At 58.5% G+C, this 17624-nt stretch carries 17 protein-coding genes; 11 read left to right on the top strand and 6 right to left on the bottom strand.

Annotated features, from left to right (window positions below; all coding sequences use genetic code 11):
* The 6 genes from QCL65_RS00675 (at window position 1) to glmU (ending at window position 6366) form a co-directional block, all read left to right on the top strand.
* Window positions 1–537: a F0F1 ATP synthase subunit delta gene (locus QCL65_RS00675; protein WP_407313873.1), complete on the top strand. Its 537-nt coding sequence runs from the start codon at window positions 1–3 to the stop codon at window positions 535–537.
* Window positions 538–558: 21 nt separating this feature from the next.
* The gene (atpA, locus tag QCL65_RS00670) at window positions 559–2103 is read left to right on the top strand and encodes a F0F1 ATP synthase subunit alpha (protein ID WP_407313871.1); all 1545 of its coding nucleotides are present in this window, start codon (window positions 559–561) and stop codon (window positions 2101–2103) included.
* A 50-nt stretch (window positions 2104–2153) separates the two neighbouring features.
* Window positions 2154–3014 (top strand): F0F1 ATP synthase subunit gamma, encoded by an 861-nt coding sequence (gene atpG, locus QCL65_RS00665; RefSeq protein WP_407313869.1) that lies wholly within the window; start codon window positions 2154–2156, stop codon window positions 3012–3014.
* Between the two features lie 27 nt (window positions 3015–3041).
* Window positions 3042–4421: a F0F1 ATP synthase subunit beta gene (gene atpD / locus QCL65_RS00660; RefSeq protein ID WP_407313867.1), complete on the top strand. Its 1380-nt coding sequence runs from the start codon at window positions 3042–3044 to the stop codon at window positions 4419–4421.
* Between the two features lie 44 nt (window positions 4422–4465).
* Window positions 4466–4891, top strand: a complete 426-nt coding sequence (locus tag QCL65_RS00655; RefSeq protein WP_407313865.1) for a F0F1 ATP synthase subunit epsilon — start codon at window positions 4466–4468, stop codon at window positions 4889–4891.
* Window positions 4892–4998: 107 nt separating this feature from the next.
* On the top strand, window positions 4999–6366 hold the full coding sequence (gene glmU, locus QCL65_RS00650; protein WP_407313863.1) for a bifunctional UDP-N-acetylglucosamine diphosphorylase/glucosamine-1-phosphate N-acetyltransferase GlmU: 1368 nt from the start codon (window positions 4999–5001) through the stop codon (window positions 6364–6366).
* A 49-nt stretch (window positions 6367–6415) separates the two neighbouring features.
* Here glmU and QCL65_RS00645 read toward each other — a convergent pair whose 3' ends face one another.
* Both QCL65_RS00645 and QCL65_RS00640 read right to left on the bottom strand, forming a co-directional pair.
* Window positions 6416–6826 carry a putative toxin-antitoxin system toxin component, PIN family gene (locus QCL65_RS00645; RefSeq protein WP_407313861.1) on the bottom strand — a complete coding sequence of 137 codons (411 nt, stop codon included), beginning with the start codon at window positions 6824–6826 and terminating at the stop codon, window positions 6416–6418.
* Window positions 6826–7065, bottom strand: a complete 240-nt coding sequence (locus QCL65_RS00640) for a ribbon-helix-helix domain-containing protein (protein WP_407313859.1) — start codon at window positions 7063–7065, stop codon at window positions 6826–6828. Before QCL65_RS00640 ends, QCL65_RS00645 begins: the two co-directional genes overlap by 1 nt.
* A gap of 215 nt (window positions 7066–7280) precedes the next feature.
* Here QCL65_RS00640 and QCL65_RS00635 point away from each other — a divergent pair, with 215 nt between their 5' ends.
* A complete protein-coding gene (locus QCL65_RS00635) occupies window positions 7281–8054 on the top strand; it encodes a DeoR/GlpR family DNA-binding transcription regulator (protein WP_407313858.1) in 774 nt (257 codons plus the stop codon).
* A gap of 5 nt (window positions 8055–8059) precedes the next feature.
* A complete protein-coding gene (glmS, locus tag QCL65_RS00630; RefSeq protein WP_407313856.1) occupies window positions 8060–9895 on the top strand; it encodes a glutamine--fructose-6-phosphate transaminase (isomerizing) in 1836 nt (611 codons plus the stop codon).
* Between the two features lie 151 nt (window positions 9896–10046).
* Here glmS and QCL65_RS00625 read toward each other — a convergent pair whose 3' ends face one another.
* The 3 genes from QCL65_RS00625 to QCL65_RS00615 all read right to left on the bottom strand — a co-directional run bounded on the left by QCL65_RS00625 (window position 10047) and on the right by QCL65_RS00615 (window position 14233).
* Window positions 10047–11297: an OprD family porin gene (locus QCL65_RS00625; protein WP_407313853.1), complete on the bottom strand. Its 1251-nt coding sequence runs from the start codon at window positions 11295–11297 to the stop codon at window positions 10047–10049.
* A 170-nt stretch (window positions 11298–11467) separates the two neighbouring features.
* Window positions 11468–12799 carry an MFS transporter gene (locus QCL65_RS00620; protein ID WP_407313851.1) on the bottom strand — a complete coding sequence of 444 codons (1332 nt, stop codon included), beginning with the start codon at window positions 12797–12799 and terminating at the stop codon, window positions 11468–11470.
* A gap of 33 nt (window positions 12800–12832) precedes the next feature.
* Complete coding sequence (locus QCL65_RS00615) at window positions 12833–14233, bottom strand: amidohydrolase family protein (protein ID WP_407313849.1); 1401 nt, start codon at window positions 14231–14233, stop codon at window positions 12833–12835.
* Window positions 14234–14446: 213 nt separating this feature from the next.
* Between QCL65_RS00615 and QCL65_RS00610 the strand changes: the two genes are divergently transcribed.
* Window positions 14447–15331: a MurR/RpiR family transcriptional regulator gene (locus QCL65_RS00610; RefSeq protein WP_407313846.1), complete on the top strand. Its 885-nt coding sequence runs from the start codon at window positions 14447–14449 to the stop codon at window positions 15329–15331.
* Here QCL65_RS00610 and QCL65_RS00605 read toward each other — a convergent pair.
* Window positions 15288–15563, bottom strand: a complete 276-nt coding sequence (locus tag QCL65_RS00605) for a hypothetical protein (RefSeq protein WP_407313844.1) — start codon at window positions 15561–15563, stop codon at window positions 15288–15290. The two genes, QCL65_RS00610 and QCL65_RS00605, sit on opposite strands and share 44 nt — an antisense overlap.
* 103 nt (window positions 15564–15666) lie before the next feature.
* Here QCL65_RS00605 and QCL65_RS00600 point away from each other — a divergent pair, with 103 nt between their 5' ends.
* Window positions 15667–16383: a 2OG-Fe(II) oxygenase gene (locus tag QCL65_RS00600; RefSeq protein ID WP_407313843.1), complete on the top strand. Its 717-nt coding sequence runs from the start codon at window positions 15667–15669 to the stop codon at window positions 16381–16383.
* 98 nt (window positions 16384–16481) lie between these two features.
* Window positions 16482–17585 carry a bifunctional DNA-binding transcriptional regulator/O6-methylguanine-DNA methyltransferase Ada gene (ada, locus tag QCL65_RS00595; protein WP_407313841.1) on the top strand — a complete coding sequence of 368 codons (1104 nt, stop codon included), beginning with the start codon at window positions 16482–16484 and terminating at the stop codon, window positions 17583–17585.
* Window positions 17586–17624 lie beyond the last annotated feature (39 nt).

Here is a 17624-nt window from a genome sequence, read left to right as displayed (position 1 = left end):
ATGGCAGAATTGACCACGTTGGCCCGACCTTACGCTAAGGCAGCCTTCGAGCACGCCCAGGCCCACCAGCAACTGGCCTCTTGGTCAGCCATGCTCGGCCTGGCTGCAGCAGTGTCGCAAGACGACACCATGCAGCGCGTGCTCAAGGCCCCGCGACTGACGAGCGCAGACAAGGCCGCCGCGTTTATTGACGTGTGCGGCGACAAGTTCGATGTAAAAGTGCAGAACTTCATTAACGTCGTTGCCGAAAACGACCGTCTCCCGCTACTGCCGGAGATCGCCGCTCTGTTCGACCTGTACAAGGCCGAGCGTGAGAAGTCGGTAGACGTTGAAGTCACCAGTGCTTTTGCATTGAACCAAGAACAGCAAGACAAACTCGCCAAGGTTCTCAGTGCACGACTCGACCGGGAAGTGCGCCTGCAAGTTGTGGAAGACAAATCCCTGATAGGGGGCATTGTCGTCCGCGCCGGCGACCTGGTTATCGATGGCTCGGTTCGCGGCAAACTCGCGACCCTGGCCGAAGCATTGAAATCTTGAGTTTGAAGGGGCAGCAGAGCAATGCAGCAACTCAATCCTTCCGAAATAAGTGAAATCATCAAGGGCCGCATCGATAAACTCGACGTGAGCTCCCAAGCCCGTAACGAAGGCACTGTCGTCAGCGTATCTGACGGTATCGTGCGGATTCACGGTCTCGCCGACGTCATGTACGGCGAAATGATCGAGTTTCCTGGCGGCGTCTTCGGCATGGCCCTCAACCTGGAGCAGGACTCCGTCGGCGCCGTTGTATTGGGCGCTTACACGACCCTCGCTGAAGGCATGAGCGCCAAGTGCACCGGCCGCATCCTGGAGGTTCCGGTTGGTAAGGAACTGCTGGGCCGCGTAGTCGACGCACTGGGTAACCCTGTCGATGGCAAGGGCCCTCTGGGCAACACCGAAACCGACGCGGTCGAGAAAGTCGCACCGGGCGTGATCTGGCGTAAGTCGGTAGACCAGCCTGTACAGACTGGCTACAAGGCTGTCGACGCCATGATCCCGGTTGGCCGCGGCCAGCGTGAGCTGATCATCGGTGACCGTCAGATCGGTAAGACCGCTCTGGCGATCGACGCGATCATCAACCAGAAAAACAGCGGTATCTTCTGCGTTTACGTTGCCATCGGTCAGAAGCAGTCGACCATTGCCAACGTCGTTCGCAAGCTGGAAGAAAACGGCGCTTTGGCTAACACCATCGTCGTTGCCGCCAGTGCCTCCGAATCGGCTGCACTGCAGTTCCTGGCACCGTACTCCGGTTGCACCATGGGCGAGTTCTTCCGCGACCGTGGCGAAGACGCGCTGATCGTTTATGACGATCTGTCCAAGCAAGCAGTGGCCTACCGCCAGATTTCCCTGCTGCTGCGCCGTCCGCCAGGCCGTGAAGCCTACCCAGGCGACGTGTTCTATCTCCACTCCCGTCTGCTGGAGCGCGCATCGCGTGTTTCCGAAGAGTACGTCGAGAAGTTCACCAACGGTGCAGTGACCGGTAAAACAGGGTCGCTGACCGCATTGCCGATCATCGAAACCCAGGCTGGCGACGTTTCCGCGTTCGTTCCGACCAACGTGATTTCCATCACCGACGGTCAGATCTTCCTGGAATCGGCCATGTTCAACTCGGGCATCCGCCCAGCAGTGAACGCCGGTGTTTCGGTATCCCGTGTGGGTGGTGCCGCTCAGACCAAGATCATCAAGAAGCTCTCCGGTGGTATCCGTACCGCTCTGGCTCAGTACCGTGAATTGGCGGCTTTCGCCCAGTTCGCTTCTGACCTGGACGAAGCGACCCGTAAGCAACTTGAGCATGGTCAGCGCGTTACCGAGCTGATGAAGCAGAAGCAATACGCACCAATGTCGATCGCTGACATGGCGCTGTCGCTGTATGCCGCTGAGCGTGGGTTCCTGACTGACGTTGAAATCGCCAAGATCGGCAGCTTCGAACAAGCCCTGATCGCTTTCTTCAACCGCGATCACGCCGATTTGATGGCGAAGATCAACGTGAAGGGTGACTTCAATGACGAAATCGACGCTGGCATGAAAGCCGGTATCGTGAAGTTCAAGGCCACCCAAACCTGGTAAGCCGCAGCGGGGGCCGCGAGGCTCCCGCTTGCTAACCTGATAGGTGTTACATGGCAGGCGCAAAAGAGATTCGCAGTAAGATTGCGAGCATCAAAAGCACGCAAAAGATTACCAGCGCCATGGAAAAAGTGGCGGTCAGCAAAATGCGCAAGGCACAAATGCGCATGGCAGCCAGCCGTCCCTACGCGGAGCGTATCCGCCAGGTGATTGGGCATTTGGCCAACGCCAACCCGGAATACCGTCACCCGTTCATGATCGAGCGTGCAGTCAAGCGCGTCGGTTATGTGGTGGTGAGCAGTGACCGTGGTTTGTGTGGTGGCTTGAATACCAACCTGTTCAAGGCTTTGGTCAAGGACATGGCGGCTAACCGTGAACGCGGCGTCGAGATCGATCTGTGCGTGGTCGGCAGCAAGGGTGCGGCGTTCTTCCGTAACTTCGGCGGTAACGTCGTCGCTGCGATCAGCCACCTGGGCGAAGAGCCATCGATCAATGATCTGATCGGCAGCGTCAAGGTGATGCTCGATGCCTACCTGGACGGCCGTATTGACCGCCTGTCCGTGGTGTCCAACAAGTTCATCAATACCATGACGCAACAACCAACGGTCGAGCAGTTGATTCCGTTGGTGGCAACCCCGGATCAAGAACTCAAGCACCACTGGGATTACCTGTATGAACCCGACGCCAAAGAGCTGCTGGACGGCCTGATGGTGCGTTACGTGGAGTCGCAGGTTTATCAGGCGGTGGTCGAGAACAACGCGGCTGAACAAGCGGCGCGGATGATCGCAATGAAGAATGCAACCGACAACGCCGGTGATCTGATCAGTGATTTGCAACTGGTCTACAACAAGGCGCGTCAGGCTGCGATCACCCAAGAGATCTCGGAAATCGTCGGCGGCGCTGCCGCGGTTTAACGGTTCAAATATTCAGAGGATCCAGCTATGAGTAGCGGACGTATCGTTCAAATCATCGGCGCCGTGATCGACGTGGAATTTCCACGCGACAGCGTACCGAGCATTTACAACGCGCTGTTGGTACAAAGCGCGGCTGGCACCACCCTGGAAGTTCAGCAGCAGCTGGGCGACGGCGTGGTCCGGACCATCGCCATGGGTTCCACCGAAGGCCTCAAGCGTGGCCTGCAAGTGACCGACTCAGGTGCTGCCATCTCCGTTCCAGTCGGTAAAGCGACCCTGGGCCGGATCATGGACGTACTGGGTAACCCTATCGACGAAGCTGGCCCTATCGCCACTGAAGAACGTTGGGGCATCCACCGCCCAGCGCCTTCTTTCGCCGAGCAAGCAGGCGGTAACGACCTGCTGGAAACCGGTATCAAGGTTATCGACCTGGTCTGCCCATTCGCTAAAGGCGGTAAGGTTGGCCTGTTCGGTGGTGCCGGTGTCGGCAAGACCGTTAACATGATGGAACTGATCCGTAACATCGCCATCGAGCACAGCGGTTATTCCGTGTTCGCCGGTGTGGGTGAGCGTACTCGTGAGGGTAACGACTTCTACCACGAGATGAAGGACTCCAACGTTCTCGATAAAGTGGCGCTGGTCTATGGCCAGATGAACGAGCCGCCGGGTAACCGTCTGCGCGTTGCACTGACCGGCCTGACCATGGCCGAGAAATTCCGTGACGAAGGTAACGACGTACTGCTGTTCGTCGACAACATCTACCGTTACACCCTGGCCGGTACTGAAGTATCCGCACTGCTGGGCCGTATGCCTTCGGCAGTAGGTTACCAGCCGACCCTGGCCGAAGAGATGGGCACGCTGCAAGAGCGTATCACTTCGACCAAGAACGGCTCGATCACCTCCATCCAGGCGGTATACGTACCGGCGGATGACTTGACCGACCCGTCGCCAGCGACCACCTTCGCCCACCTGGACGCCACCGTCGTTCTGTCCCGTGACATCGCCTCTCTGGGTATCTACCCAGCGGTCGATCCACTGGACTCGACCTCGCGCCAGCTGGACCCGAACGTGATTGGCCAGGAGCACTACGACACCGCTCGCGGCGTTCAGTACGTGCTGCAGCGTTACAAAGAACTGAAGGACATCATTGCGATTCTGGGTATGGACGAGCTGTCGGAAACCGACAAGCAGTTGGTAAACCGGGCCCGTAAGATCCAGCGTTTCCTGTCGCAGCCGTTCTTCGTGGCTGAAGTCTTCACCGGTGCTTCGGGTAAATACGTTTCCCTGAAAGACACCATTGCTGGCTTCAAAGGCATCCTCAACGGTGACTACGACCACCTGCCAGAACAAGCGTTCTACATGGTTGGCGGCATCGAAGAAGCGATCGAGAAAGCCAAGAAACTGTAATCCCGGCGCCCGGCAACGGGCGCTAATCAGGTTGAGGCAAGCAAATGGCTACGACAGTCCATTGCGATATCGTCAGCGCGGAAGGGGAAATTTTCTCCGGTCTGGTAGAAATGGTGATTGCACACGGCGAACTCGGTGACCTGGGTATTGCCACGGGGCACGCGCCATTGATCACTAGCTTGAAGCCAGGTCCGATCACACTGACTAAGCAAGGCGGGGAGAAGGAGGTGTTTTACATCTCTGGCGGTTTCCTCGAGGTTCAGCCGAACATGGTCAAGGTACTTGCCGATACAGTGCAACGTGCTGCCGACCTGGATGAAGCCTCCGCTCAGGAAGCCGTTAAGGCTGCCGAGAAGGCCCTGAACGAAAAAGGCGCGGACTTCGACTACGGCTCCGCTGCTGCACGTCTGGCCGAGGCCGCAGCCCAGCTGCGCACCGTCCAGCAAATCCGCAAGAAGTATGGCGGTTAAACCGACAGCCTTCGTGCGATTGAGAAAAAGGGTAGCCTCGGCTACCCTTTTTCTTTTCTGCTTTCCACGTGGCCTGGTCGGTCGGCCACTTCTGATGGGTAGTCTGCATGTCTCTCGATATCGTCATTCTTGCTGCGGGTCAGGGCACCCGCATGCGTTCCTCGTTGCCTAAAGTGCTGCACCCAGTCGCGGGTAACTCCATGCTCGGGCATGTTATCCACAGTGCCCGACAGCTCCAACCTAACAGCATCCACGTAGTCATCGGCCATGGCGCCGAAAAGGTCCGTGAGCGCTTGGCCGCCGATGACTTGAACTTCGTTGTGCAGAGTCAGCAACTGGGCACAGGGCACGCGGTGGCCCAGGCAGTCCCTGTATTGAGTGGCGATACCGTATTGATCCTTTACGGTGACGTACCCCTGATCGAGGTGGCGACGCTGCAGCGTTTGCTGGCCAAGGTCAGCCCGAGCCAATTGGCGCTGCTCACGGTTGAGTTGCCTGACCCGACGGGGTATGGCCGTATCGTGCGTGACAGTGCTGGCCAGGTAAGAGCCATCGTCGAGCATAAAGATGCCAGTGAAGCCGAGCGCGCGATTAAAGAAGGCAATACCGGCATCCTCGCGGTGCCGGGTGAACGCCTGACAGACTGGCTGTCGCGCCTGTCCAACGACAACGCCCAAGGCGAGTATTACCTGACAGACGTTATCGCCATGGCTGTAGCCGACGGTTGTGTAGTGGCCACCGAAACCGCCCTGGATGCGATGGAAGTTCAGGGAGCCAATGACCGCCGACAACTGGCCGAGCTCGAGCGCCATTACCAATGGCGTGAAGCCCGTCGCCTGATGGCGCTAGGGGTGACGTTGCGCGACCCTGCACGTTTCGATGTGCGCGGTGAGGTGAGCGTTGGCCGCGATGTGTTGATCGACATCAACGTGATCCTTGAAGGGCAGGTGGTTATTGAGGACGACGTAATCATTGGGCCGAACTGCTACATCAAAAACTCGACGCTGCGCAAAGGCGTCGAGGTCAAAGCTAATAGCCACCTGGACGGTGCGATCATGGGCGAGGGCAGCGACGCTGGCCCCTTCGCACGCCTGCGCCCCGGCACCGTGCTAGAAGCCAAAGCGCATGTGGGTAACTTTGTCGAATTGAAGAACGCCCACATGGGTGAGGGCGCCAAGGCCGGCCATTTGACCTACCTGGGCGACGCCGAAATAGGCGCGCGTACCAATATTGGCGCAGGCACCATCACCTGTAACTACGATGGCGCCAATAAGTGGAAAACCACGATTGGCGAAGACGTGTTTATCGGGTCGAACAATTCATTGGTCGCCCCTGTGGATATCTTGGCGAACGCTTCTACAGGTGCAGGCTCCACGGTGACTCAAGAGGTACCGCAGGGACAATTGGCAGTGGCGCGGGCACGGCAGCGCAATATCGAGGGCTGGAAGCGGCCGGTGAAGTTGAATAAGACTTGAGTTATCCACAGGAGGCGATCGTGTGAATAACGCGGTTGCCGCTTAGCGACTACAGTACCTCGGCACAGAATACTGCAGGCCTGACAATGCGTGTGCGCTCGATATGCCCGCGTTGCAAGAGACCTGCGCGGCGATCGCCAGTGACCAAGTAGTCCGCCTCGCCAGCTAGGGCCATAGCCAGCAGGAAGGAGTCATCTGGATCATCGGCTTCGATCTCGAGGGTTAAGCGTTCCAGTACTATCGCCCGCTGCAGGTTATTGATCATGGCGCCTACTTTGGCAGGCTGGAGGATAGCCTGAAGTTTAGGGTAACGACTGGCGCGACGGATCTCATCGAGTTGTGTCCGCGACGTGACCACCTCAAAGCGAGCCGAACGCCAAGCCCGATAGATTGCATCTGGAGCCCCATGTGGTGAGATCAATGCGCTAAATAAGATATTAGTATCCAATACAACCCGCATTAGCGCTCACGCGCCCACTCGAGGGCTTCATCTACCATAGAGGTCAGCTCACCTTCACTCACATTGGCATTATTGGCCTTGGCCTGTTCGGCGCTTAATTCCAGAATGTGTGCCCGCACTGCTTCTTCGATGAATCGAGACAGGTCGCCCTTACGGCCGCCGCCTTGACTGGCCAGAAACATGCGAAGCGACTGGTCAGTGTCAGTGGAGACGACGACATTCCATCGGGTGGTATTCATGACTTTTCCTACTGATGGGTGTTTATGTGTTTATACACGTATTCGCTGACTTGACGTAAACGCGCTGTAAACCCTTGTAACCTAGTCTTTAACATTCTGGGCGACCTACTAGCGCTTACCCCCATTTCAACTTTATGTCTCAAGTTCTCTTGACGAATCTTTCGGTTTAGGTTTTGATTGCGATCGTTATCTTTCGAATCGAAACATAGACCGCCATGTCAAAACGCAACACTCCCCAGCGCCGCCACAATATCCTCGCCCTCCTCAACGAGCAGGGCGAAGTGACTGTGGATAACTTAGCGAAGAGTTTTGCCACCTCTGAAGTCACCATCCGCAAAGACCTGGCCGCGCTGGAGAGCAGCGGTTTGCTGCTGCGTCGTTACGGAGGCGCAGTGCCAATGCCCCAGGAGCTGCTCGGCGAGGTCGCCCAGCCGGTCTCACCTTTCAAGCGCGCGATTGCCCGTGCGGCCGTCGCTACCCTTAAAGAGCATGCGCGGATCATCATCGACAGTGGCAGCACCACGGCTGCAATGATTCCGGAACTCGGGCAGCGCCCGGGTTTGGTGGTCATGACCAACTCGTTGCATGTGGCCAATGCTTTGAGCGAGCTGGAGCATGAGCCGGTATTGCTGATGACCGGCGGGACTTGGGACCCGCATTCCGAATCTTTCCAGGGCCAGGTCGCCGAGCAGGTACTGCGGTCCTACGACTTCGACCAACTGTTTATCGGTGCCGACGGCATCGACCTAGTGCGCGGCACGACGACGTTCAACGAACTGCTGGGGCTCAGCCGAGTCATGGCGGAAGTTGCACGGGAAGTTATCGTGATGGTGGAGTCCGACAAAATCGGCCGAAAAATCCCCAACGTGGAGTTGCCTTGGGGCAGCGTCAACACCCTTATCACCGACGATCGCTTGCCCGCAGAGGCCCGTGATCAGATTTTGGCGCGCGGCATCAATCTGGTGTGCGCAGCTGTCAGTCAGGAGTAGCAATTATGTGTGGAATCGTCGGCGCCATTGCTGAGCGCAACATCACCGCCATCCTTCTAGAAGGGCTCAAGCGCCTTGAGTACCGCGGGTATGACAGCGCCGGGGTAGCGGTGCTAAGCAACGCGGGCCTGCTCGAACGGCGGCGTAGCACGGGCAAGGTCGCTGAGCTGGAGGCCTCACTGGCTGCGCAGCCGCTCATGGGCAAGCTGGGTATTGCCCACACCCGTTGGGCGACCCACGGCGCTCCCACTGAACACAATGCCCACCCGCATTTTTCCGGGCGCGATGTGGCTGTGGTGCATAACGGCATCATTGAAAACCATGAGGCGTTGCGTGACCAACTGCTAGCGCTGGGCTATGTGTTTAGTTCAGAGACCGACACCGAGGTCATTGCCCACCTGCTGCACCACACCCTGCAAACGACCCCGGACCTGGCCGAAGCGCTGAAGCTCACCGTCAAGCAATTGCACGGTGCCTACGGCCTTGCGGCTATTTGCCTCGCACAACCGGACCGCCTAGTAGCCGCCCGTAGTGGCAGCCCGCTAGTCATCGGCCTGGGCCTGGGCGAAAATTTCCTCGCCTCGGACCAACTTGCCCTGCGCCAGGTGACCGACCGCTTCATGTACTTGGAAGAGGGCGACATCGCTGAAATTCGCCGTGACAGCGTGCACATCTGGAACAGCGCGGGCGAGCCAGTCCAGCGCGAAACCGTGCAGTACCACGAGGGTGCCGAAGCCGCCGACAAGGGCGAGTACCGGCACTTCATGCTCAAAGAAATCCACGAACAACCCAAGGTCGTTCAGCGTACCCTGGAAGGGCGCCTGGGCCAGCAGCAAGTGCTGGTGCAAGCGTTCGGCCCGCACGCCGCCGAATTGTTCGCCAAGGTGCGTAATGTGCAGATCGTCGCCTGTGGCACCAGTTATCACGCCGGTATGGTCGCCCGCTATTGGCTGGAGGAACTGGCCGGCATCCCGTGCCAGGTCGAAGTCGCCAGCGAGTTCCGCTACCGTAAAGTAGTGGTGCAGCCGGATACGCTGTTCGTCTCCATCTCCCAGTCAGGCGAGACGGCCGACACCCTCGCGGCATTGCGCAACGCCAAACCCCTGGGTTTTCTTGGCAGCCTGGCCATCTGCAACGTAGGCATCAGCTCATTGGTACGTGAGTCCGATCTGACCCTGCTGACTCAAGCGGGCCCGGAGATCGGCGTGGCGTCCACCAAAGCCTTCACCACCCAACTGGTCGCATTGATGCTGTTGACCCTGTCTCTGGGCCAAGTCCGCGGCTCGCTGGCCCCGGGCGTCGAAGCAGAACTGGTTGAAGAACTGCGCCGCCTGCCAACCCGCCTTGGCGAAGCGCTGGCTATGGAAGGCACGGTAGAGGGCATCGCTAACCTGTTCGCCGAAAAGCAGCACACCCTGTTCCTGGGTCGCGGCGCCCAGTTCCCGGTGGCCATGGAGGGCGCCCTCAAACTCAAAGAGATCTCCTACATCCATGCCGAAGCTTACCCTGCAGGCGAATTGAAACACGGGCCACTGGCCCTTGTGGATAAAGACATGCCGGTGGTCACCGTAGCGCCGAACAATGAACTGCTGGAGAAGCTCAAGTCCAACCTCCAGGAAGTACGTGCACGGGGCGGGGAACTGGTGGTCTTCGCCGACGCCGACGCCAACCTGAGCAATGGCCCCGGCACACACGTGGTAGCAATGCCACACATCATCGACGCCTTGGCGCCGATTTTGTACACGGTGCCGTTGCAGTTGCTGTCTTATTACGTGGCGGTGCTCAAGGGTACTGATGTGGACCAGCCGCGGAATTTGGCGAAGTCGGTGACGGTGGAGTGAGGTTGCTGAGTGGCGTCGTCACTATGAAACCTGCGAAATACTCGCCAGTTTCATAGTGACCCGACACTTATGCACCCAATCGCCCCCAGCGTTCAACGTGCCAGCTGTCGTCCCGCGCCTATGCACAGTAGGCGCAGCGGCCCGCTAACGTTTAGAGATTAATGGGATACTGCGTTATGAAACGTACATCATCGAGGTCACTATTAAAGGAGTTGCGGTAGTTAGCGTGTTTCAAACGAAAGTTAAGATTCTTCAAAGGGCCGCTTTGTACCGTGTATCCGAGTTCAACGTTTCGCTCCCATTCTTTCTGAGCGTCATCGTAGCCCGGTACCTTAATGTTATCCCCGCGGACATAGCGGACCATGAAATCGAGCCCCGGTACGTTGAGCCCGGCAAAGCTGAAGTCGTAACGGGCTTGCCAAGAACGCTCATCCTCACGGGTAAACTCAGCATATTGAATGAAGTTGGGCATATAGTTGGTACTTCCACCATCTACGTAGAAGGTATATCCCCCTTTGCCTTGAATCCGTTGGCCGGCCAAGGTGAATTTATGAGCTCCTATAGCGTACGAACCACGCAGGCTGAACGACTTATTGTCTAGGTCGCCGCCAAGCGCTTGGCCTATGCTTTTCTGGTCATAAAAACGAAAGTCCATGGTCAACGCTCGCGAAGCGTCGATGGGCTTTATCCAATTCAGACCCAGGTATTTTTTATCCCAGTAGTCCTGGACGGAAGAAGCATATAGAGCTGCGGTCAGGCTCTTGGTTAACTGGTATGTCGCGCCAATGAGATCCGCCTCTTTTAACTTAGAAGCCGCACGGGATGTACGCTCTTTCAGCATCATCGAGGTGAAATGTGCAGCCTCTATGTTAAGACCCGGTATCTCCCTGCTCGAAATATACAGGCCTTCGACAGTCTCGGGGAGCAGCCGATTGTCGCCCGTCGCGAACACTGGGGTATTCACTTGTTGCTCACCGTATTTCAAGAGGGTATTCGAGTATTTGAACTTCAAAGCTCCGCCGGCCTTTGAATATTCGTTTTGAGCACGATCAACCCCTACTTGACCACTGCCACTACTAGGGAGCAAGCCGCTATTGATTCGATCTGGGCTACTGTCGAGCTTCAGCCCCAGCATACCGATAGCGTCGACCCCGACACCGATGGCGCCAGGGGTGTAGCCTGAGCTGAAGGTCGCAATGAGCCCTTGCGCCCACTCATCTCTTTTGCTTTGAGACGTGCTCGCAGCATTGCGGTAATCCCTATTAAAATAGAAATTCCTGTTGAGTATTTGCGTTTCACTATCTTTGAAAAAAGACGAATCATTAAGATCATCAGCAAACCCTGACTGATTAACAGCCAGACAAGTAACTACCCCACCTAAAAAACAAGCTGCACGCATCATCCAACCCTTATAGCTGTTATGGCAGATGTATCTATGTCCGAGTGACTAGACTATCGGCCCAGAATGTAGGTGGCAGAAATTTAATGAATGAAGTGAAAATCGAGGCAGTAAATTTATACTTATTTTGGTATTTATTTTTTTGACACAACGTAGAAGCAGTTTCCGTTTTGTTATTCGGCTTCCACTGAGAAGGACTTGGAAATAAGCAGGGAAACTAACGTCACGCAGGCCATGCCGATCAAGTAGGCTGGCACCGGCCATATGGCTCCGCCGGATTTGAGCACCATCCAGGCCGAGACAGCTGGCGCCGGACCCGCCCCGATGATGGACGCCACCACGTAGCCGATGGAGATCCCGCTGTAGCGAACATTGGCTGGAAAAAGCCGCGCTGTCATGGCCGCGCTTACCGCATAGGCGCAGCTGGCGCCGAGGTAGCAGATGGGCGCGGCGATAAGGAAGAGGGTCAGGTTGCCCGAGCCCACCATCCAGAACATCGGGTAAGCCAGCGCCATTGTGTAGAGCGTGCCCGTGAGTGCCACGCGCCGGCGGCCAAGACGGTCAGCCAGCATGCCCCAAATGGGGAACGTGATGATCGAACTCAGGCTGAACACCACGCCTGCCAGCAGCGTCTGCGACTGCGTAAAGCCCATCTGCTTGGCATACACCAGTTGCATGTACACCAGCACAATGAATACGCCGCTCGCCCCCATGAAGTTGATGCCGATGGCCAGCAACAGCTCGCGCGGATGGTTCTTGAGCAGCTCGACGATGGGCCGGTCGACCTGCTTGTTCTGGCGCTTGACCTCTTGAAAGTCAGGCGTCTCCGACACGCTCAAGCGCACCCATAGACCCACCGCGATCAGCAGCGCAGAGAACAGGAAAGGAATGCGCCAGGCCCAGGCTTTGAACTCATCGGGCGAGAAGCTCAAAGTGACGGCCAGAAAAGCCAGCGACGCGAACAGCGAGCCGCAGGGCGAGCCCAGTTGTACGAAAGTACCGAACAGCGTCTTGCGGCCCTTGGGCGCGTGCTCGATGGACATGAGCGCCGCGCCGCCCCATTCGCCGGCTGCGGCAATGCCCTGCACTGCACGCAGCAGTACCAACAATGCCGGCGCCCAGAAGCCGATGGTGGCGTAGGTCGGCAGCATACCGACGATCAGCGTGGCAAACCCCATCAATAGCAGCGTGACCACCAGGCTTTTCTTGCGTCCGAGCTTGTCACCGTAGTGGCTGAAGATGAGCGTGCCGATGGGCCGGGCGACGTAGCCGACGCCGTAGGTGGCCAGCGCCACCACGGTGGAGATGCCGGGGCTGTCGCTGGGGAAGAAGAGGACGCCGAAGATCAGCGCGGCCGCCGTGTTATAGATGAAGAAATCGTACCACTCGATGGTGGTGCCGATCATGGATGCGAAGGCGGCCCGCCATGCCTCGCGGGTGGGGCGCGCTGGTGCAGCGGCGGACGGGCGGGCCGGGTAACCCCGGACGGGCTTTGAGTTTTCCATGGCGTTGACTCGCTGAGGGTCGGGTTAAGAAAGTTACTGTGGCTCGTGAGATTCATAACCCTGGATGCGCCGCGCGATGCGCCGGTGGCGTTCCAGCATCTGCTGCATGCCCGGTGCCATGAACCGGCCGTTTTCCACCAGCGCCTTGCCAGCGATGACGGTGTGGCGGGGGGCATTGGGGCCGGACATGAAGAGGGCGCGCACCGGGTCGCCGACGGCGCCGGCATAGGAGGGGCCGTCGACCGGCCAGCAGACCACGTCGCCTACCGCACCGACCGACAACTCGCCCAATTCGCCAGTGCGGCGCAGGATGGCCGCGCCGCCGCGGGTGGCAATCTCTATAGCCTCGCGATCGTCCATGCCGCCCATGCGCTTGCCGCCCGAGCGCAGGCGTTGCAGGCCGAGCATGGTGCGTGCTTCCAGCCAGAGCGAGGCGCTGTCGCTGGATGAAGAGCCGTCACAGCCCAGCCCCACTTTCACGCCGGCGTCGCGCATCTCGCGTACGGGGGTGATGGTGCCGTGGCGCCCACCCATCATAAAGACGGTGCTGGGACAGTGCGCCACGCCCACGCCCCATTGCGCAAGCTTGGCCATGTCCTCGTCGCGTGCGTACATGACGTGCGCGCCCCATGCACGGTCCGACGCCAGGCCCAATCGCTTGAAGTTGTCGATGGGGTGGCAGCCGAAGTGCTCCTGGCAGAACTCGTTTTCCAAGTGCGACTCGGCCAGGTGCATGTGAAAGCCGACATCGTGCTTTTCCGACAGATCCGCCAAGCGCTGGAGCAACTGCGGCGTGACGGTGAAGATAGCCGCAGGCCCGAGTGCGATGCGCACCATCGCACCGTGCGAGCGGTCGTGGTACTTGGCGATGAGGCGCTCGCAATCGGCGATGATGGTCTCGTCGTCCTGCACCACCGATTCGGGCGGTAGTCCGCCGTCCTTTTCCGACAGGTTCATCACCCCCCGCGTTGGATGGAAGCGGAAACCCAGCTCTTGCGCGGCGCGGATTTCCGCATCGATCAAAAAGGGTTTGGGGTGCACGTACAGCATGTCCGAGGTGGTGGTGGTGCCGCCCAGGGCCAGTTCGGCCAGGCCCACCCAGGCCGAGACGTACACCGCCTCTTCGTCGACGCGGGCGAACATCGGATAGAGCGTGCGCAGCCAGTAAAAGAAGTCGCCGTCGTGGGACTGCGGGTTGCTGCGCGTGAGGTTCTGGAACATGTGATGGTGGGTGTTGATAAACCCAGGCGTAACGATGCAGCCGCTGGCATCGAGCCTGCGTAGCGCTTGCGGCTTGGTGCGGTCAGGCCCGCCGATATCCGTGATCAGGCCGTTGGTGATCGCCACCCAGCCGCCGGCCAGTTCGCGGCGCTGGTCATCCATGGTGACCATCACCAGCGCGTTCTCGATGAGCAGATCCGCAGCTACTTGCATTTCCTTGATATCCTGTGTTTCCGGCGGTAGGCAACCATCACATGATGATGTAAACAGGTTTACACAAATTCAAACTGCATGTAAATGGATAATCATGCGGTCTGAAGAGGCACCTACAAGAAAATCAGCGCGGCGGCCGGCGTCCTGTTCCGGGCAAAGTGCGCTTGCCGGGCGTCTAGCTCAGGAATCGACTAAGGCCGCCACAGGAGAAATATGGATACCGCTGCAGCTACCAGCTACGAATCAGTCAAGGAACGGATCGCCAGAACGTACGCAACGCTTCCCGAAGCGCAGCGTCAGTTCGCCGAGCTGACGCTGGGCGAGCCTTTGTTCGTGGCGCGCGCTCCGATGCAAGAAGCGGCGGCGAGAATTGGCGTTTCGGTGGCAACGGCCAACCGCTTTGCTCGGATGCTGGGCTACGTCGGCTACCCAGAGTTCCGCTCGGCGCTCATCGAAGGCTTCGAATCAGTGCTCAGTTCAGTGGAGCGAATGGAGTCTTCCCTGCACCACGACCAGGGTGAGGTGTCCAGCATCGTCGGCTCCGCGCTCGCGGGCATCGAGCGCAATCTGGAGGCAACCCGCAACTCGCTGGAGCCCGCTGTTTTAGAGCAAGCGGTGAAGATGATCGTGGAATCGCGTAGGCGCTTCGTGGTCGGCTTCGAGCGCGCCGCGCACTTGAGTGCCATCCTCGCCTCGGAGCTGAACATGCGTTGCGGCAACACCGAATCGCTGGCGAATGTGGATGGCGCGGTGGGTGCTGCGATGCGGCTGCACGAATTTGACGAGCGTGACTTGGTCATCGCCACCGTGTTCCCTCGCTATTTCCGCGAAACGGTGGACATCGTGCGCCTGGCCAAGCGGCGTGGGATCAAAGTGCTGGCTATTAGCGACAGCCCGCGCTCACCCATTGCGTCTATGGCCGATGCCTGTATCTACGTGGTAGCCGAGCGCACGCTGGGTTCCAGCTCCGACGCAAGCGTGCTGGCGGTGATGGAGGCGCTGGTGGCCGCCGTGACCGTGAAGGTCCCCGATGCGGCAGAGCGCTATCGCTCGCTCACGCAGGCGGCGCTGGATTGGTATGCCATGCCGGAGCGCTGAAATGGCGCGAGTTGTTGTCGTAGCTGCGGATAGAAAGCCTGGCGTCGAGCCCCGCGTTGGCGAAGACCTGGCGAAAGCGGCCCTCCTCGACAGTGCCCAGCTCATTGCGGAGCACCTGCTCGATACTGTGCTCGGGGTCGAAGGTTTGAGCGTGCTGGTCGATCAGGTGAATGCGTACGAAACACTGGGCGATGTCGCTGGAGGGCGCTAGTTGCCCGGTTATCCTCTTCAATCCAGCCCCAGCCCCCCAAATCAATTTGATAGCAACAAACAGGACGCGCCCACCATCTGCCCGCGGTATGTTGAAAATTACGCAAACCGCAAGGGACTGTCTGATGGTCGACACGGCACTGGAAACAAGGCTCGCCGGTGAAAACTGGAGCGAGCATCTCCATCGGGTAAACAGCAGTGGCTTTACCGTCATCGAGAATCTGCTCGACCCAGACGCCTGCCAACGACTTATTCACAGCTACACCGAGCCGGACATCTTTCGGTCGTGTATCGATATGAGCAGGCACGGCTTCGGTTCTGGGCAATATAAATATTTCGCCTACCCGCTGCCTCCGGTAATCGCCACATTGCGAGCCTGCGTTTATCCGCAGCTGGTTCCGCTGGCGAACTATTGGAACGATAAACTTGGCCTCGAGCCTGCCTATCCCGAACGCCACGAAGACTTTCTCAGCCAGTGCCACGCCGCCCGCCAGGAGCGCCCCACGCCACTGCTGCTGCGCTATGGTGCAGGTGATTACAACTGCCTGCACCGCGATCTTTATGGCGACATCCTGTTTCCTGTGCAGATGGCGATCCTTTTATCCGAGCCCGATGATGACTTTACCGGCGGTGAATTCGTGTTAACCGAGCAGCGCCCGCGGATGCAGTCTAGGGTCAGCGTAGTGCCTTTGCGCCAGGGCGATGCTGTGGTCTTTTCCGTCAACCGCAGGCCTGTGAAAGGCGTCAGGGGCTTCTACTCTGTTTTTACGCGCCACGGCGTCAGTGAGGTCCGGGCTGGGAACCGGTTTACCCTCGGGGTGATCTTCCATGATGCGCAATGATGGAGCAGTGGAGCGTTCGAATTTGAAAGCAAGACTCGGAGTTTTAGCGCGGGTCGATAGCGATAGGCTGGTGCAAATTGCGAAGATAGGACATGACCATGGACTGCGCTAAAGACCAGACCACACGGCCCGTGTGCAAGGCCGAAGAGGACCCGCGCTGGAATATCCTGGTGAACCGCCAGGCGGATGCGGACCTCGATTTCGTCTATGCAGTGCTGACCACCGGGGTGTATTGCCGGCCGTTCAGTCCGACCAAGCTGCCGCGGCCGGAGAATGTCGTATTTTTCGACACCGCCGCCGAAGCCGAAAGGGCCGGGTTTCGCCCCTCCAAACGCGACAGCAGCAACCCGGCAGTGGTTGCGCAGAAGCACGCCGCAGCCGTTGCGCAAGCGTGTCGGCTCATAGATACGTCAGACACTGTCCCCAATCTGGGCGACTTGGCCGAACAGGTGGGCATGAGCAGCTTTCACTTCCACCGCGTCTTCAAGAAGCTTACGGGCCTGACACCTAAAGCCTACAGCGTCGCCTCGTTACGTTCACGCGTCAGAGACCAGCTATCACTCAGTGGCACCATCACCAACGCGCTTTATGAGGCGGGTTATAACTCCAACAGCCGATTCTATGAGGCGTCACAACATATCCTTGGCATGAAGCCCTCCGAGTATCGAGCCGGGGGCGCCAATGTGGATATCAAATTTGCGCTGGGCGAAAGCTCGCTAGGCTCAATTCTAGTGGCGAGAAGCACGCGCGGCATTTGTGCCATTTTGTTAGGCGATGACCCTAATACATTGGTCGAAAACTTTCAGGACCAGTTTCCCAACGCCAACTTGATGGGGGGCGATGCCGAGTTCGAAGCGTTGGTGGCCACTGTCGTTGGTTTTGTCGAGTCGCCGGATACTGGCCTGGCGCTCCCGTTGGATATACGCGGTACTTTATTCCAAGAACGGGTGTGGCAGGCGCTGAGGGATATTCCCGTAGGAACGACCGAGACCTATGCCCAGGTCGCTGCGAGAATCGGCATGCCCAGTGCGACCCGCGCAGTGGCTAACGCCTGCGGGGCCAATAAGCTGGCGGTGGCTATTCCGTGTCATCGGGTGGTGCGCAGCGACGGGTCCTTGTCGGGCTACCGGTGGGGAGTAGAGCGTAAGCGCAAGTTAATTGAGCGTGAGAAGGGCATGCACACGGCACAGGTTGGCGTATGAACCTCGCCGGTGAGTTGGTTCAATACCGTTTGTGAACAC

It is taken from the genome of Pseudomonas sp. nanlin1 (assembly GCF_045571515.1).
Classification (GTDB): Bacteria; Pseudomonadota; Gammaproteobacteria; order Pseudomonadales; family Pseudomonadaceae; genus Aquipseudomonas.
The sequence above is the reverse complement of the archived record's forward strand: the minus strand, read 5'-3'. Positions and strand labels throughout refer to the sequence as shown.

Coding starts and splice junctions, on each gene's coding strand:
- QCL65_RS00675 (WP_407313873.1), top strand. CDS start 1: ATGGCAGAATTGACCACGTTGGCCCGACCTTACGCTAAGGCAGCCTTC.
- atpA (WP_407313871.1), top strand. CDS start 559: ATGCAGCAACTCAATCCTTCCGAAATAAGTGAAATCATCAAGGGCCGC.
- atpG (WP_407313869.1), top strand. CDS start 2,154: ATGGCAGGCGCAAAAGAGATTCGCAGTAAGATTGCGAGCATCAAAAGC.
- atpD (WP_407313867.1), top strand. CDS start 3,042: ATGAGTAGCGGACGTATCGTTCAAATCATCGGCGCCGTGATCGACGTG.
- QCL65_RS00655 (WP_407313865.1), top strand. CDS start 4,466: ATGGCTACGACAGTCCATTGCGATATCGTCAGCGCGGAAGGGGAAATT.
- glmU (WP_407313863.1), top strand. CDS start 4,999: ATGTCTCTCGATATCGTCATTCTTGCTGCGGGTCAGGGCACCCGCATG.
- QCL65_RS00645 (WP_407313861.1), bottom strand. CDS start 6,826: ATGCGGGTTGTATTGGATACTAATATCTTATTTAGCGCATTGATCTCA.
- QCL65_RS00640 (WP_407313859.1), bottom strand. CDS start 7,065: ATGAATACCACCCGATGGAATGTCGTCGTCTCCACTGACACTGACCAG.
- QCL65_RS00635 (WP_407313858.1), top strand. CDS start 7,281: ATGTCAAAACGCAACACTCCCCAGCGCCGCCACAATATCCTCGCCCTC.
- glmS (WP_407313856.1), top strand. CDS start 8,060: ATGTGTGGAATCGTCGGCGCCATTGCTGAGCGCAACATCACCGCCATC.
- QCL65_RS00625 (WP_407313853.1), bottom strand. CDS start 11,297: ATGATGCGTGCAGCTTGTTTTTTAGGTGGGGTAGTTACTTGTCTGGCT.
- QCL65_RS00620 (WP_407313851.1), bottom strand. CDS start 12,799: ATGGAAAACTCAAAGCCCGTCCGGGGTTACCCGGCCCGCCCGTCCGCC.
- QCL65_RS00615 (WP_407313849.1), bottom strand. CDS start 14,233: ATGCAAGTAGCTGCGGATCTGCTCATCGAGAACGCGCTGGTGATGGTC.
- QCL65_RS00610 (WP_407313846.1), top strand. CDS start 14,447: ATGGATACCGCTGCAGCTACCAGCTACGAATCAGTCAAGGAACGGATC.
- QCL65_RS00600 (WP_407313843.1), top strand. CDS start 15,667: ATGGTCGACACGGCACTGGAAACAAGGCTCGCCGGTGAAAACTGGAGC.
- ada (WP_407313841.1), top strand. CDS start 16,482: ATGGACTGCGCTAAAGACCAGACCACACGGCCCGTGTGCAAGGCCGAA.